This is a genomic window from Psychrobacter sp. CX14 (genome assembly GCF_057396205.2).
Genome location: NZ_CM183187.1, coordinates 1246673 through 1265026 on the forward strand (window position 1 = coordinate 1246673; position 18354 = coordinate 1265026).

Annotated in this window: 2 protein-coding genes and 2 tRNA genes; all 4 read left to right on the forward strand. The window is 47.1% G+C overall.

Going from position 1 to position 18354, the window contains the following annotated elements; translation table 11 throughout:
• The first annotated feature begins 80 nt into the window (after window positions 1-80).
• Window positions 81-156 (forward strand) — tRNA-Val (locus tag AC2SLO_RS05190).
• A 40-nt stretch (window positions 157-196) separates the two neighbouring features.
• Window positions 197-273: transfer RNA gene (locus AC2SLO_RS05195), tRNA-Asp, on the forward strand.
• Window positions 274-867: 594 nt separating this feature from the next.
• Window positions 868-1857 (forward strand): OmpA family protein, encoded by a 990-nt coding sequence (locus AC2SLO_RS05200; RefSeq protein ID WP_486542675.1) that lies wholly within the window; start codon window positions 868-870, stop codon window positions 1855-1857.
• A 53-nt stretch (window positions 1858-1910) separates the two neighbouring features.
• Complete coding sequence (locus AC2SLO_RS05205; RefSeq protein ID WP_495637092.1) at window positions 1911-18314, forward strand: GA-like domain-containing protein; 16404 nt, start codon at window positions 1911-1913, stop codon at window positions 18312-18314.
• Window positions 18315-18354 lie beyond the last annotated feature (40 nt).

Genomic DNA, 18354 nt, shown 5'->3' on the forward strand with positions numbered 1-18354 from the left:
AAGGGAGCTTAGCAGTAATTAGCTTGTTTCTTTTATTGGTATCTAGACCTATAATTGCTGATGCAATTGGTTAAGATTTAGGGTGATTAGCTCAGTTGGTAGAGCGTCTGCCTTACACGCAGAATGTCGGCGGTTCGAATCCGTCATCACCCACCACTCATTTTAGAGAGTGGCTAAATATTCTAAAGCGACCTAAGCAGCGGTAGTTCAGTTGGTTAGAATACCGGCCTGTCACGCCGGGGGTCGCGGGTTCGAGTCCCGTCCGCTGCGCCATATTTTAAACCTTATAAGCCAATATTAGCTTAACGGTTTCAACCTCGAACTTATCCTAGTTTGGGGTTTTTTTATGTCTGTCGATCCTCCGCTTATATTCTATACTAAGTCATATTAATCCAACCTTCCTTTATAAATCTCTAAGAGAAATATCATATCTTTCCTCTAGTTTAAGCAGACTAAACTCATTCCGTATATCCCTTAATCAAATTTTAATTAAAAAAATCCGTGCGCTAAAAATGCAGGAATGTAATGCAGGAATGTTTAGATAAGTAAGTACTCCTTTCCATTTAGTTACTTTTAATTTCTTTAAGTAATGTTTATTTAAATGTACTTATCAGTTTTAATAAGTCATTGTAATTACTATACATTTGAGTACTATATAAAAAAGGTTTGTAATAGAGCCTCAGTATATTTCTGATATTGTATAAATAATTCTCATTATCTTATGATTTCATCATTTTAAAACAATAATGATTTACTTTCTTTGATGACCTAGTTTTACTCAACCGTTTAACCATCTATTAACTTTTGTAATTATTACACTATCAACATAATTTTATCTTCATCTCACAATTAATAGAGAACAACCAAATGAAACTCAAAACACTCGCATTATCGTCTTTATTTGCAGCTATTACTTTAAGTGGCTGCCAATCATTACCTGACTTTAATAATTCACATAACTCAGCGTCAGCTACAAACTCTTCTTCTGATGGAAGCAGTAGCCGACAAGTTAATAATGTGCGTTGGGAGAAAAAAGGTGCGAATTTTACGGTTCCTAATAATACGGATTTAGAAGAAAATCAAAGCCGCATTGTCGTTTTTCGTCAAGCAAATCCATCAGCAAATGTAAGTGAAGACTATCAAGGCAGTATCAATGTTGGTATTGATGATCGCTTCCAAACGAGTTTGCAGCCTGGTCAGTATTCTCAATCAATTGTATGTACTGGTCAGCATAACCTAAGTACAGAAATAACCAGTACTAAGACAAACTTCCTAAATAATGTTGCTTCAATAAAGCTTCTAGAGCCAAAGCAAACCTATTATTATGAAGTAACCATTGACGAACAGCATAATCTGCCTGTTGCACGTGCTCTTGATGAATCGACAGCGATTAATTTATTGCAAAACTCTCCTGAACAGACTCATCAAATCAGCCGAGTAGTGGCGAATGACTGTCAGCCAATCGTTCAACCTCAGCAGAAGCCTGTACAAGTAGAACCTGAACCTATCGTTATTAATCAGCCTATCAAGTTAGATGTCTTATTCGACTTTGATAGCGCAAATATTCGCTCTACCTATTCTCAAAAACTCCAAGCAGTTGCTGATTATATGAAACAAAATTCAGAGGTAACTGCTGTCTTAGAAGGTCATACCGATAGTAAGGGTGCAGCTTCTTATAATCAAAAGCTATCCCAACAGCGCGCTGATGCGGTGAAAAATATGCTTGTTAATCAATATGGAATTAGAAGCCAACGTTTAACGACTCAAGGCTATGGTGAATCGCAGCCGGTAGCAAGCAATGACACTGATGAAGGCCGTCAAAGCAATCGACGCGTCGTTGCTATCATTAGTCAATAATTTTATCGACTTTCTCTTATCTAAAATTTAATTATATAAATACAAAGGTTCTTATGAAAAATATCATCGTAAAAGTAAACAATGCCACACAAACTATCGCCGAACATGTTGTTGTCACCCAAGACGGCAAGCCAACCGTTATTCGTGCAGTCCAAAATGCAAACTATGAGTTGTTTGACAAAGCAATAGGCCGTGCACCGAATCATATCGTTACCAAGCGTGTAGGTGATGATTTACATGTTTCTATGGAAGATCAGGGCGATAGTAGTGATTTAATTATTGAAGGTTTTTATGAATATCCTCAAAGCGCTTTAATTGGTATCGCAGAGGATGGTGGTTACTATTACTATATTCCAGATTCTGGAGAAGTAGCCGATTATGTTACTGAATTAGAAGTTGGAAATCTTGAGGGCCAGGCATTAGGTGGTGAGCACCAAGTTACGCCTTGGTGGGTTAATGCAGGTAATGTAGAAGGTTTTAATGCCTTGCCATGGCTTGTTGGTCTAGCAGGTATCGGTATTGTAGGCGCTGCTATAGCAAACAACGATGATGATAATGACAATACGCCGCCTACTAACTCTAATAACGATCTGAGCGTTGCAAAAGACTTAGTGGCTAAAGCCGAAGCGAGTGAAGACGCTGCCCAAGCGGTACTAGACAAAGCCAATGAAGACGGTCTAATCACCCCAGAAGAAGTGGCTACCATTGAAGAGGCCAACGATCAAGTTGCCCATGACAAAACTGCGGCGCAAGCAGCCGTTGATGCACTACCAGCAAGTGACGACAAAACGGATCTTGCTAATCGAGCGGACGCTGTTGAGCCTGTTGCCGTACCTGCTGTCAATGACGCTAACAGCAATGGTCAAAAAGATACTGAAGAAGATGCTGCCGCCTTAGTTAAAGCCGCTGAGGACTTAGTGGCTAAAGCCGAAGCGAGTGAAGACGCTGCCCAAGCGGTACTAGACAAAGCCAATGAAGACGGTCTAATCACCCCAGAAGAAGTGGCTACCATTGAAGAGGCCAACGATCAAGTTGCCCATGACAAAACTGCGGCGCAAGCAGCCGTTGATGCACTACCAGCAAGTGACGACAAAACGGATCTTGCTAATCGAGCGGACGCTGTTGAGCCTGTTGCCGTACCTGCTGTCAATGACGCTAACAGCAATGGTCAAAAAGATACTGAAGAAGATGCTGCCGCCTTAGTTAAAGCCGCTGAGGACTTAGTGGCTAAAGCCGAAGCGAGTGAAGACGCCGCCCAAGCGGCACTAGACAAAGCCAAAGAAGACGGTCTAATCACCCCAGAAGAAGTGGCTACCATTGAAGAGGCCAACGATCAAGTTGCCCATGACAAAACTGCGGCGCAAGCAGCCGTTGATGCACTACCAGCAAGTGACGACAAAACGGATCTTGCTAATCGAGCGGACGCTGTTGAGCCTGTTGCCGTACCTGCTGTCAATGACGCTAACAGCAATGGTCAAAAAGATACTGAAGAAGATGCTGCCGCCTTAGTTAAAGCCGCTGAGGACTTAGTGGCTAAAGCCGAAGCGAGTGAAGACGCTGCCCAAGCGGTACTAGACAAAGCCAATGAAGACGGTCTAATCACCCCAGAAGAAGTGGCTACCATTGAAGAGGCCAACGATCAAGTTGCCCATGACAAAACTGCGGCGCAAGCAGCCGTTGATGCACTACCAGCAAGTGACGACAAAACGGATCTTGCTAATCGAGCGGACGCTGTTGAGCCTGTTGCCGTACCTGCTGTCAATGACGCTAACAGCAATGGTCAAAAAGATACTGAAGAAGATGCTGCCGCCTTAGTTAAAGCCGCTGAGGACTTAGTGGCTAAAGCCGAAGCGAGTGAAGACGCTGCCCAAGCGGCACTAGACAAAGCCAAAGAAGACGGTCTAATCACCCCAGAAGAAGTGGCTACCATTGAAGAGGCCAACGATCAAGTTGCCCATGACAAAACTGCGGCGCAAGCAGCCGTTGATGCACTACCAGCAAGTGACGACAAAACGGATCTTGCTAATCGAGCGGACGCTGTTGAGCCTGTTGCCGTACCTGCTGTCAATGACGCTAACAGCAATGGTCAAAAAGATACTGAAGAAGATGCTGCCGCCTTAGTTAAAGCCGCTGAGGACTTAGTGGCTAAAGCCGAAGCGAGTGAAGACGCTGCCCAAGCGGTACTAGACAAAGCCAATGAAGACGGTCTAATCACCCCAGAAGAAGTGGCTACCATTGAAGAGGCCAACGATCAAGTTGCCCATGACAAAACTGCGGCGCAAGCAGCCGTTGATGCACTACCAGCAAGTGACGACAAAACGGATCTTGCTAATCGAGCGGACGCTGTTGAGCCTGTTGCCGTACCTGCTGTCAATGACGCTAACAGCAATGGTCAAAAAGATACTGAAGAAGATGCTGCCGCCTTAGTTAAAGCCGCTGAGGACTTAGTGGCTAAAGCCGAAGCGAGTGAAGACGCTGCCCAAGCGGCACTAGACAAAGCCAAAGAAGACGGTCTAATCACCCCAGAAGAAGTGGCTACCATTGAAGAGGCCAACGATCAAGTTGCCCATGACAAAACTGCGGCGCAAGCAGCCGTTGATGCACTACCAGCAAGTGACGACAAAACGGATCTTGCTAATCGAGCGGACGCTGTTGAGCCTGTTGCCGTACCTGCTGTCAATGACGCTAACAGCAATGGTCAAAAAGATACTGAAGAAGATGCTGCCGCCTTAGTTAAAGCCGCTGAGGACTTAGTGGCTAAAGCCGAAGCGAGTGAAGACGCTGCCCAAGCGGTACTAGACAAAGCCAATGAAGACGGTCTAATCACCCCAGAAGAAGTGGCTACCATTGAAGAGGCCAACGATCAAGTTGCCCATGACAAAACTGCGGCGCAAGCAGCCGTTGATGCACTACCAGCAAGTGACGACAAAACGGATCTTGCTAATCGAGCGGACGCTGTTGAGCCTGTTGCCGTACCTGAGACATCTGACACCACACCACCGGCAACCCCAATCGTTGACGCCAATGACGACGGTTCAGTGACGGTCACCCCAGCGGATGATGCCACTAGCGCCACCATCTCTTACACCGACGAAGCGGGTAACCCACAAACGGTTGAATTGACCAAAGATCCCGAAACCGGAGAGTGGGCGCCAGCTGATGGCACTACACTGCCAGAAGGCGTGAGTGTTGACCCAGCCACAGGTGAAACCACCTTACCCGCAGACGCTGTCAAAGATGGTACGCCAGTTAAAGCGACCAACAGTGATGACGCCGGTAACGAATCGACTGGCGAAGCCACCTCAGGTAGCGAGACGCCAGTGGACACCACACCACCGGCGACCCCAATCGTTGACGCTAATGACGACGGTTCAGTGTCAGTCACCCCAGCGGATGACGCCACTAAAGCCACCATCTCTTACACCGACGAAGCGGGTAACCCACAAACGGTTGAATTGACCAAAGATCCCGCAACCGGAGAGTGGGCGCCAGCTGATGGCACTACACTGCCAGAAGGCGTGAGTGTTGACCCAGCCACAGGTGAAACCAGCCTACCCGCAGACGCTGTCAAAGATGGTACGCCAGTTAAAGCGACCAACAGTGATGACGCCGGTAACGAATCGACTGGCGAAGCCACCTCAGGTAGCGAGACGCCAGTGGACACCACACCACCGGCGACCCCAATCGTTGACGCTAATGACGACGGTTCAGTGTCAGTCACCCCAGCGGATGACGCCACTAAAGCCACCATCTCTTACACCGACGAAGCGGGTAACCCACAAACGGTTGAATTGACCAAAGATCCCGCAACCGGAGAGTGGGCGCCAGCTGATGGCACTACACTGCCAGAAGGCGTGAGTGTTGACCCAGCCACAGGTGAAACCACCTTACCCGCAGACGCTGTCAAAGATGGTACGCCAGTTAAAGCGACCAACAGTGATGACGCCGGTAACGAATCGACTGGTGAAGCCACCTCAGGTAGCGAGACGCCAGTGGACACCACACCACCGGCGACCCCAATCGTTGACGCTAATGACGACGGTTCAGTGTCAGTCACCCCAGCGGATGACGCCACTAAAGCCACCATCTCTTACACCGACGAAGCGGGTAACCCACAAACGGTTGAATTGACCAAAGATCCCGCAACCGGAGAGTGGGCGCCAGCTGATGGCACTACACTGCCAGAAGGCGTGAGTGTTGACCCAGCCACAGGTGAAACCACCTTACCCGCAGACGCTGTCAAAGATGGTACGCCAGTTAAAGCGACCAACAGTGATGACGCCGGTAACGAATCGACTGGCGAAGCCACCTCAGGTAGCGAGACGCCAGTGGACACCACACCACCGGCGACCCCAATCGTTGACGCTAATGACGACGGTTCAGTGTCAATCACCCCAGCGGATGACGCCACTAAAGCCACCATCTCTTACACCGACGAAGCGGGTAACCCACAAACGGTTGAATTGACCAAAGATCCCGCAACCGGAGAGTGGGCGCCAGCTGATGGCACTACACTGCCAGAAGGCGTGAGTGTTGACCCAGCCACAGGTGAAACCACCTTACCCGCAGACGCTGTCAAAGATGGTACGCCAGTTAAAGCGACTAACAGTGATGACGCCGGTAACGAATCGACTGGCGAAGCCACCTCAGGTAGCGAGACGCCAGTGGACACCACACCACCCACTGATGTAACGATTGGTAACGGTGATGAGTTTATCACTGCTGATGAGATTGACGCAGACGGTAAGGTTGACGTCACCGTTGGTCTACCAGCAGATGCGGTAGCAGGTAACATCGTCACCGTTAATGGCGTTGAAACTGTACTGACAGAAGACGACATTACTGCTGGTGAAATCACCACCAAAGTAACGGCTCCAGCAGAAGGTGACACGCTTGATGTAACAGCGACCATCACTGATGAGGCAGGAAACCCAAGCGCCGAAGTGACAGACAGTGCGGATACCGATACCACAGCCCCTAAAGTACCGACCAAAGTTGACATTGGTAATGGGGATGACTTTATCACTGCCGATGAGATTGACGCAAACGGTAACGTTGAGGTGACCGTTGGGCTACCTGCAGGTGTTGAAGCAGGTGACATCGTCTCGATTAACGGTACTAAAGTTGAAGTGACTGAGGAGGCTATCACAGCCGGTGAGGTAACGACCAAAGTAACCGCTCCTGTAGATGGTGAGACCCTTGATGTGACCGCAACGATTACGGATCAAGCGGGTAACGAGAGTGCGCCTTTAACAGACAGCGCCACTACAAACACCAGTGCGCCAGACGCACCCACTGATGTAACGATTGGTAACGGTGATGAGTTTATCACTGCCGATGAGATTGACGCAGACGGTAAGGTTGAGGTGACCGTTGGTCTACCAGCAGATGCGGTAGCAGGTAACATCGTCACCGTTAATGGCGTTGAAACCGTCCTAACAGCAGACGACATTACTGCTGGTGAAATCACTACTAAAGTGACAGCTCCAGCGGAAGGTGACACCCTTGACGTCACCGCGACCATCACTGATGAGGCAGGAAACCCAAGTGCCGAAGTAACAGACAGTGCGGATACCGATACCACAGCCCCTAAAGTACCGACCAAAGTTGACATTGGTAACGGTGATGACTTTATCACTGCCGATGAGATTGACGCAAACGGTAACGTTGAGGTGACCGTTGGGCTACCTGCAGGTGTTGAAGCAGGTGACATCGTCTCGATTAACGGTACTAAAGTTGAAGTGACTGAGGAGGCTATCACAGCCGGTGAGGTAACGACCAAAGTAACCGCTCCTGTAGATGGTGAGACCCTTGATGTGACCGCAACGATTACGGATCAAGCGGGTAACGAGAGTGCGCCTTTAACAGACAGCGCCACTACAAACACCAGTGCGCCAGACGCACCCACTGATGTAACGATTGGTAACGGTGATGAGTTTATCACTGCTGATGAGATTGACGCAGACGGTAAGGTTGACGTCACCGTTGGTCTACCAGCAGATGCGGTAGCAGGTAACATCGTCACCGTTAATGGCGTTGAAACTGTACTGACAGAAGACGACATTACTGCTGGTGAAATCACCACCAAAGTAACGGCTCCAGCAGAAGGTGACACGCTTGATGTAACAGCGACCATCACTGATGAGGCAGGAAACCCAAGCGCCGAAGTGACAGACAGTGCGGATACCGATACCACAGCCCCTAAAGTACCGACCAAAGTTGACATTGGTAATGGGGATGACTTTATCACTGCCGATGAGATTGACGCAAACGGTAACGTTGAGGTGACCGTTGGGCTACCTGCAGGTGTTGAAGCAGGTGACATCGTCTCGATTAACGGTACTAAAGTTGAAGTGACTGAGGAGGCTATCACAGCCGGTGAGGTAACGACCAAAGTAACCCCTCCTGTAGATGGTGAGACCCTTGATGTGACCGCAACGATTACGGATCAAGCGGGTAACGAGAGTGCGCCTTTAACAGACAGCGCCACTACAAACACCAGTGCGCCAGACGCACCCACTGATGTAACGATTGGTAACGGTGATGAGTTTATCACTGCTGATGAGATTGACGCAGACGGTAAGGTTGAGGTGACCGTTGGTCTACCAGCAGATGCGGTAGCAGGTAACATCGTCACCGTTAATGGCGTTGAAACCGTCCTAACAGCAGACGACATTACTGCTGGTGAAATCACCACCAAAGTAACGGCTCCAGCAGAAGGTGACACGCTTGATGTAACAGCGACCATCACTGATGAGGCAGGAAACCCAAGCGCCGAAGTGACAGACAGTGCGGATACCGATACCACAGCCCCTAAAGTACCGACCAAAGTTGACATTGGTAATGGGGATGACTTTATCACTGCCGATGAGATTGACGCAAACGGTAACGTTGAGGTGACCGTTGGGCTACCTGCAGGTGTTGAAGCAGGTGACATCGTCTCGATTAACGGTACTAAAGTTGAAGTGACTGAGGAGGCTATCACAGCCGGTGAGGTAACGACCAAAGTAACCGCTCCTGTAGATGGTGAGACCCTTGATGTGACCGCAACGATTACGGATCAAGCGGGTAACGAGAGTGCGCCTTTAACAGACAGCGCCACTACAAACACCAGTGCGCCAGACGCACCCACTGATGTAACGATTGGTAACGGTGATGAGTTTATCACTGCTGATGAGATTGACGCAGACGGTAAGGTTGAGGTGACCGTTGGTCTACCAGCAGATGCGGTAGCAGGTAACATCGTCACCGTTAATGGCGTTGAAACCGTCCTAACAGCAGACGACATTACTGCTGGTGAAATCACTACTAAAGTGACAGCTCCAGCGGAAGGTGACACCCTTGACGTCACCGCGACCATCACTGATGAGGCAGGAAACCCAAGTGCCGAAGTAACAGACAGTGCGGATACCGATACCACAGCCCCTAAAGTACCGACCAAAGTTGACATTGGTAACGGTGATGACTTTATCACTGCCGATGAGATTGACGCAAACGGTAACGTTGAGGTGACCGTTGGGCTACCTGCAGGTGTTGAAGCAGGTGACATCGTCTCGATTAACGGTACTAAAGTTGAAGTGACTGAGGAGGCTATCACAGCCGGTGAGGTAACGACCAAAGTAACCGCTCCTGTAGATGGTGAGACCCTTGATGTGACCGCAACGATTACGGATCAAGCGGGTAACGAGAGTGCGCCTTTAACAGACAGCGCCACTACAAACACCAGTGCGCCAGACGCACCCACTGATGTAACGATTGGTAACGGTGATGAGTTTATCACTGCTGATGAGATTGACGCAGACGGTAAGGTTGACGTCACCGTTGGTCTACCAGCAGATGCGGTAGCAGGTAACATCGTCACCGTTAATGGCGTTGAAACTGTACTGACAGAAGACGACATTACTGCTGGTGAAATCACCACCAAAGTAACGGCTCCAGCAGAAGGTGACACGCTTGATGTAACAGCGACCATCACTGATGAGGCAGGAAACCCAAGCGCCGAAGTGACAGACAGTGCGGATACCGATACCACAGCCCCTAAAGTACCGACCAAAGTTGACATTGGTAATGGGGATGACTTTATCACTGCCGATGAGATTGACGCAAACGGTAACGTTGAGGTGACCGTTGGGCTACCTGCAGGTGTTGAAGCAGGTGACATCGTCTCGATTAACGGTACTAAAGTTGAAGTGACTGAGGAGGCTATCACAGCCGGTGAGGTAACGACCAAAGTAACCGCTCCTGTAGATGGTGAGACCCTTGATGTGACCGCAACGATTACGGATCAAGCCGGTAACGAGAGTGCGCCGGTTGATGAGAGTGCTCAAGTCGATACTACCAAGCCCAGTAACGCACCAACTGTTAATGAAATTGAAACAAACGACACTACTCCAATACTAACTGGAACGGCAATCCTTGAAGAGGGCGATATTCTTCAAGTAGTTGTTGGTGGTGCAACTTATGAAGTGACACCGGATGCCAATAATGAATGGACTTTAGACACTGAGAGTGCTGAGCCAGTATCAGGGGAATTCACACCTCTGACGGAAGGTGATCATGAAGTTGTAGCAACCATCATTGATTCTGCAAATAATAGTACTGAAGATTTAAGCAGTAATGAAATAGTCATTGATACTACTATCACTAAGCCTACCATTGAACTTGCTACGGACTCAGGTGCCGATGCAACTGATGGCATTACCAACAGCGGCATCCTAACCATCAATGACAATGGCGACACCATTGACTCAGTGATTGGTACCTTAGCAGATGGCAGTACGGTTAACGCTGTTAAAAATACAGAAGGCAACTATGTCTTACCAGAAGGCGAATACACTGATGTCACAGTAACTACCAGTGATGCTGCGGGTAATACTGCTACGGCAAGTGCAGGACCAATTACGGTTGATAAATCAATCGACAAGCCTGCTATTAGCCTAACCACTGACACAGGCAGCGTTACAGATGACGGCATTACCAGTGATGGCACCTTAAGCATCACCGACAATGGCGAGACTATCCAATCAGTAGTAGCGACTAAAGCAGATGGTAGTGAAGAGACCATTGCCCCAGTTGATGGCAACTATGTCTTGCCAGAAGGCGCGTACACTGATGTCACTGTCACCACCGTGGACACTGCAGGTAACACAGCGACAGCAAGCACTGGTGCTATTACCGTAGACAGCTCTATTACTGATCCGACGATTAAACTTGCTACGGACTCAGGGTCTGATGCAACTGATGGCATTACCAATAGCGGTATCCTAACCATCAATGACAATGGCGACACCATTGACTCAGTGGTCGGTACCTTAGCAGATGGCAGTACGGTTAACGCGGTTAAAAACGCAGACGGCAACTATGTTCTACCAGAAGGCGTCTACACTGATGTCACAGTCAATACCAGTGATGCTGCGGGCAATACCGCCACAGCAAGTACAGGACCAATTACGGTTGATAAATCAATCGATAAGCCTGCTATTAGCCTAACCACTGACACAGGTAGCGTTACAGATGACGGCATTACCAGTGATGGCACCTTAAGCATCACCGACAATAGCGAGACTATCCAATCAGTAGTAGCGACTAAAGCAGATGGTAGTGAAGAGACCATTGCCCTAGTTGATGGCAACTATGTCTTGCCAGAAGGCGAGTACACTGATGTCACCGTCACCACCGTGGACACTGCAGGCAACACAGCGACAGCGAGCACTGGTGCCATTACCGTAGACGGCTCTATCACTAAGCCTACCATTGAACTTGCTACGGACTCAGGTGCCGATGCAACTGATGGCATTACCAACAGCGGCATCCTAACCATCAATGACAATGGCGACACCATTGACTCAGTGATTGGTACCTTAGCAGATGGCAGTACGGTTAACGCTGTTAAAAATACAGAAGGCAACTATGTCTTACCAGAAGGCGAATACACTGATGTCACAGTAACTACCAGTGATGCTGCGGGTAATACTGCTACGGCAAGTGCAGGACCAATTACGGTTGATAAATCAATCGACAAGCCTGCTATTAGCCTAACCACTGACACAGGCAGCGTTACAGATGACGGCATTACCAGTGATGGCACCTTAAGCATCACCGACAATGGCGAGACTATCCAATCAGTAGTAGCGACTAAAGCAGATGGTAGTGAAGAGACCATTGCCCCAGTTGATGGCAACTATGTCTTGCCAGAAGGCGCGTACACTGATGTCACTGTCACCACCGTGGACACTGCAGGTAACACAGCGACAGCAAGCACTGGTGCTATTACCGTAGACAGCTCTATTACTGATCCGACGATTAAACTTGCTACGGACTCAGGGTCTGATGCAACTGATGGCATTACCAATAGCGGTATCCTAACCATCAATGACAATGGCGACACCATTGACTCAGTGGTCGGTACCTTAGCAGATGGCAGTACGGTTAACGCGGTTAAAAACGCAGACGGCAACTATGTTCTACCAGAAGGCGTCTACACTGATGTCACAGTCAATACCAGTGATGCTGCGGGCAATACCGCCACAGCAAGTACAGGACCAATTACGGTTGATAAATCAATCGATAAGCCTGCTATTAGCCTAACCACTGACACAGGTAGCGTTACAGATGACGGCATTACCAGTGATGGCACCTTAAGCATCACCGACAATGGCGAGACTATCCAATCAGTAGTAGCGACTAAAGCAGATGGTAGTGAAGAGACCATTAACTTAGTTGATGGCAACTATGTCTTGCCAGAAGGCGAGTACACTGATGTCACCGTCACCACCGTGGACACTGCAGGTAACACAGCGACAGCGAGCACTGGTGCTATTACCGTAGACGGCTCTATCACTAAGCCTACCATTGAACTTGCTACGGACTCAGGTGCCGATGCAACTGATGGCATTACCAACAGCGGCATCCTAACCATTAATGACAATGGCGACACCATTGACTCAGTGGTCGGCACCTTAGCAGATGGCACTGAGGTTAACGCGGTTAAAAATACAGAAGGCAACTATGTGCTACCCGAAGGCGAGTACACAGATGTTGTAGTAACTACCAGTGATGCTGCGGGTAATACTGCTACGGCAAGTGCAGGACCAATTACGGTTGATAAATCAATCGACAAGCCTGCTATTAGCCTAACCACTGACACAGGCAGCGTTACAGATGATGATATTACCAATGATGGCACCTTAAGCATCACCGACAATGGCGAGACTATCCAATCAGTAGTAGCGACTAAAGCAGATGGTAGTGAAGAGACCATTGCCCCAGTTGATGGCAACTATGTCTTGCCAGAAGGCGCGTACACTGATGTCACTGTCACCACCGTGGACACTGCAGGTAACACAGCGACAGCAAGCACTGGTGCTATTACCGTAGACAGCTCTATTACTGATCCGACGATTAAACTTGCTACGGACTCAGGGTCTGATGCAACTGATGGCATTACCAATAGCGGTATCCTAACCATCAATGACAATGGCGACACCATTGACTCAGTGGTCGGTACCTTAGCAGATGGCAGTACGGTTAACGCGGTTAAAAACGCAGACGGCAACTATGTTCTACCAGAAGGCGTCTACACTGATGTCACAGTCAATACCAGTGATGCTGCGGGTAATACTGCTACGGCAAGTGCAGGAGCTATTACTGTAGACACCACTGCGCCAACACAAACCATTACCGATACCAATGATGGTGACGTAACGGCAGCAGAAGCGTCAGATGCTGATGGTGTGATTACAGTCAATGCAGAAGACGGTAGCACCTCTGTCGTCACGCTAACGGGACCTAATGGCACAGTAACCAAGACGATTACTAATGATGGTACCGATCAGCCAGTACAATTAACGGCTGAAGAGCTAACAACCTTAGGTGATGGTGACATTACCGTGAGTACTGTGACCACCGATGTGGCAGGTAACAGCAGTGATGCTGACACCACAGGCGGCTTTACCCTTGACACCACTGCGCCAACACAAACCATTACCGATACCAATGATGGTGACGTAACGGCAGCAGAAGCGTCAGATGCTGATGGTGTGATTACAGTCAATGCAGAAGACGGTAGCACCTCTGTCGTCACGCTAACGGGACCTAATGGCACAGTAACCAAGACGATTACTAATGATGGTACCTATCAGCCAGTACAATTAACGGCTGAAGAGCTAACAACCTTAGGTGATGGTGACATTACCGTGAGTACTGTGACCACCGATGTGGCAGGTAACAGCAGTGATGCTGACACCACAGGCGGCTTTACCCTTGACACCACTGCGCCAACACAAACCATTACCGATACCAATGATGGTGACGTAACGGCAGCAGAAGCGTCAGATGCTGATGGTGTGATTACAGTCAATGCAGAAGACGGTAGCACCTCTGTCGTCACGCTAACGGGACCTAATGGCACAGTAACCAAGACGATTACTAATGATGGTACCGATCAGCCAGTACAATTAACGGCTGAAGAGCTAACAACCTTAGGTGATGGTGACATTACCGTGAGTACTGTGACCACCGATGTGGCAGGTAACAGCAGTGATGCTGACACCACAGGCGGCTTTACCCTTGACACCACTGCGCCAACACAAACCATTACCGATACCAATGATGGTGACGTAACGGCAGCAGAAGCGTCAGATGCTGATGGTGTGATTACAGTCAATGCAGAAGACGGTAGCACCTCTGTCGTCACGCTAACGGGACCTAATGGCACAGTAACCAAGACGATTACTAATGATGGTACCGATCAGCCAGTACAATTAACGGCTGAAGAGCTAACAACCTTAGGTGATGGTGACATTACCGTGAGTACTGTGACCACCGATGTGGCAGGTAACAGCAGTGATGCTGACACCACAGGCGGCTTTACCCTTGACACCACTGCGCCAACACAAACCATTACCGATACCAATGATGGTGACGTAACGGCAGCAGAAGCGTCAGATGCTGATGGTGTGATTACAGTCAATGCAGAAGACGGTAGCACCTCTGTCGTCACGCTAACGGGACCTAATGGCACAGTAACCAAGACGATTACTAATGATGGTACCGATCAGCCAGTACAATTAACGGCTGAAGAGCTAACAACCTTAGGTGATGGTGACATTACCGTGAGTACTGTGACCACCGATGTGGCAGGTAACAGCAGTGATGCTGACACCACAGGCGGCTTTGCCCTTGACACCACTGCGCCAACACAAACCATTACCGATACCAATGATGGTGACGTAACGGCAGCAGAAGCGTCAGATGCTGATGGTGTGATTACAGTCAGTGCAGAAGACGGTAGCACCTCTGTCGTCACGCTAACGGGACCTAATGGCACAGTAACCAAGACGATTACTAATGATGGTACCGATCAGCCAGTACAATTAACGGCTGAAGAGCTAACAACCTTAGGTGATGGTGACATTACCGTGAGTACTGTGACCACCGATGTGGCAGGTAACAGCAGTGATGCTGACACCACAGGCGGCTTTACCCTTGACACCACTGCGCCTACTATCACTACGTCTACGCTTCAATACAATGAAAATCAAGCAGCAGACGCTAAGCTAGGTCAGGTAACTGCATCTGATGATATTGGGGTGACTGGCTTTAGTATTACTGAAGGTAACGATGATGGTTATTTTGCAATCGATAACGATGGCAATATTACATTAACCGCAGCTGGTGAAGCGGCAGCCGTAAATGATTTCGAAACTGGCACTAATTCATTCGTCTTAGATATACAAGTTATTGACGCTGCCGGCAATAAAGCGAGTGAAAAGGTAACTCTTGAAGTACAAGACGTTAATGAAGCACCCGTTATAACAGGTGATCTTAAATCGACTGTCGTTGAGAACTATTCTACGGTGATTGCTAAAGAAGACTTATACTTTACCGATCCAGATAGCAGTGATTCCGCTGCGAATGTAACCTTTAAAGTTACTAATCTTTCGAATGGTAATGTATTTGTAGATGGAAGCGCAGCGTCAACCTTTACTGGAGCTGATCTAGACGCAGGGCTTGTAACTTTTGTCCATGATGGTTCTGATTCTACTACTGATAGTAAAGCTGGTTTTGATGTATCAGTTGAAGATGGTAATGAAGATGATAGTACGCCAACCACTAGTACCTTCATTCTTGACGTAACACCATTAGCAGAAGTTACCAATATTTCGATCACTGATAATGTGGATGATCTGATTGATGGGGCAGAGTCAGCTGACGGTAACGAAAACACGATCGTAAATGTGAATAGTAGTGTATTTGGCTCTGACTATTTATATGAAGGTTTGGTATCGGATAGCGACAGTTCAACTTTAGATATACTTCAAGGATTAACGAATGACAAGACCCCAACGATTGATGTCACTTTAGACAATCCTTTGGCTCCTGGTCAAATCTTACAGATAATACGTTCTGAAGTTGTTAATGGTGAACCAACTAACGAAACAGTAGTTAAATCTGTTGACTCGTTATCAGAGTTAAGTTATAGCTACACTGAAACTGATTTAGCAGATACTAATGGTACGCAATACCAATACTCTGCTAAAGTAGTTAACCCAGCAGGGGGTACCGTAGAGAAATTAGAGGTCATTAAATCTAGTGATATGACACTCGATACAGTAGCGGAAATGCCAGTTGTATTAAACTATGATCCAGATTTAGGAATACTAACGGGTATTAATACTGAGTTGGGTGCTGTGTTTGTCAAGGATGAAAATGGCAATGCTGTTGGGAACCCCGGTATTGTTAAAGATGATGGTACTTGGGAGTTAACCCTAACGGATGAGCAAAAAATTGCTTTCGAAGCCAAAAACGATCAAGATAACTACACCAGAGGTAATAGTACTGTTATAGCACCAAGTAGCGCACCAACACCTATAGATGGCAATCCATTAGATGAGTATCTGCCATTAGGATTTGTCGATAAAGCAGGTAATGTTTTATCAGAGACTATTGAGTTTTATCACTTTGATGAATCAGACGGTGTCTATGGCGTATTTAATCCTGATGATCGTCCAGAATCGGCAATTAATGCCTTTGAAACAGGTGGAGTGATAGGTTCTACGACCAATACAAATGGTGATACTGTAGACGAATATATAACTACCTTCGATGAAAATGCTCAATTTATTTATGTAGAGGGTAATATATCTAGTTACTCTAACGCTTATTTCCTCGTTGATACTGGTGCGGGCAATGATGTCATGAACGTCTCAGGGGCAATTAATGTCGGAGTTAATATCAAAATGGGCGAGGGTGATGATACATTTGCAGCTGATAATTTAGCTGGTTTAGGCGAACCTTCTAGTATCGTTATAGATCTAGGTACCGGTAATAACCAACTTAGAACTCTTGATAATAACGGTAATGCTTTAGCTACGATAACGGTTGTTGCAGAGGGTGGTGATAACGACATTATTATTAATTCTAATGCAGCGGATTCAATACGAGACACTGTTATCACAACCACTACAGGGAATGATACTATTCAGACTAATGGTGGTATTAGTAATAATAGTATTATTAATCTTGGTAGTGGCAATAATAAAATAATTGCTCTAAATGATAGTGCCGAAGCTATAAATAACGTTACCATTAATACCGAAACAGGTGATGATACCATTGAGGTTAAGAATGGTGGTATTCAAACTTCTATAATAGATTTAGGCAATGGCAATAATGTTATTACCACAGCTAAAAATATAGCTGATGGGACTTCTATCACTACTGGTAATGGAGAAGATAAGATTCAGGTAGGACTTAGTGGTAGCGGAAGTGGTGACTTGTCTAGATCCAATATTTCTCTTGGCGCTGGTAATGACACCATTGAGGTCGCTAATGACTTAAGCGCTGGAGGTCTTACAAATGTATCTTCCACTATAGATTTGGGTGCTGATAATGATACTTTGATTGTTTCAGGTAGTTTAAGTCAAGGTACTGCAACTGGTTCTACGATTACCATTGAAGGCGGTAGTGGAGATGACATTATCAGTGTAAATGATATTTATGGTACAAATATAGATAGAATTAACATCAACGGAGGTGAAGGCAATGATAAAGTTTACATTGAAGGTGATGATAATAATGTCAATATAGCCTTCTTTGAAGGTGTTGAAGAAATTCACCTTACTGGCTTTGAAAGAGATGGCGTAACGCTAAATGGAGAAGTGGAATTAGATATTAGTTATGCTGATGTACTAGCTAGAGAGGGTGTTAACGGTGTGCGCATTTATGGTGATGCCAATGATACTGTTGACTTTGGTAATAATAGTACAAGAACAGGGAACCAGGCTGATATTAAATACCAAGACAATACTTCTGCAATCAATTCTAATAAAACATATTGGAATAACGTAGGATCTGATACAGACACCGATGGTAATGTGTTTAATATCTATCAGTACCAAGGTGACGCTAACTCAGAACATCTCATTTGGGTGCAAGACTCAATCACCATTATTTAGCCTATAATAATTTTACACTTTAAAAAAACGTCCTCTTCAC

Bases quoted from the DNA above. Each gene is read 5' to 3' on its own strand.
- AC2SLO_RS05200 (WP_486542675.1), top strand. From the start codon at position 868: ATGAAACTCAAAACACTCGCATTATCGTCTTTATTTGCAGCTATTACT.
- AC2SLO_RS05205 (WP_495637092.1), top strand. From the start codon at position 1,911: ATGAAAAATATCATCGTAAAAGTAAACAATGCCACACAAACTATCGCC.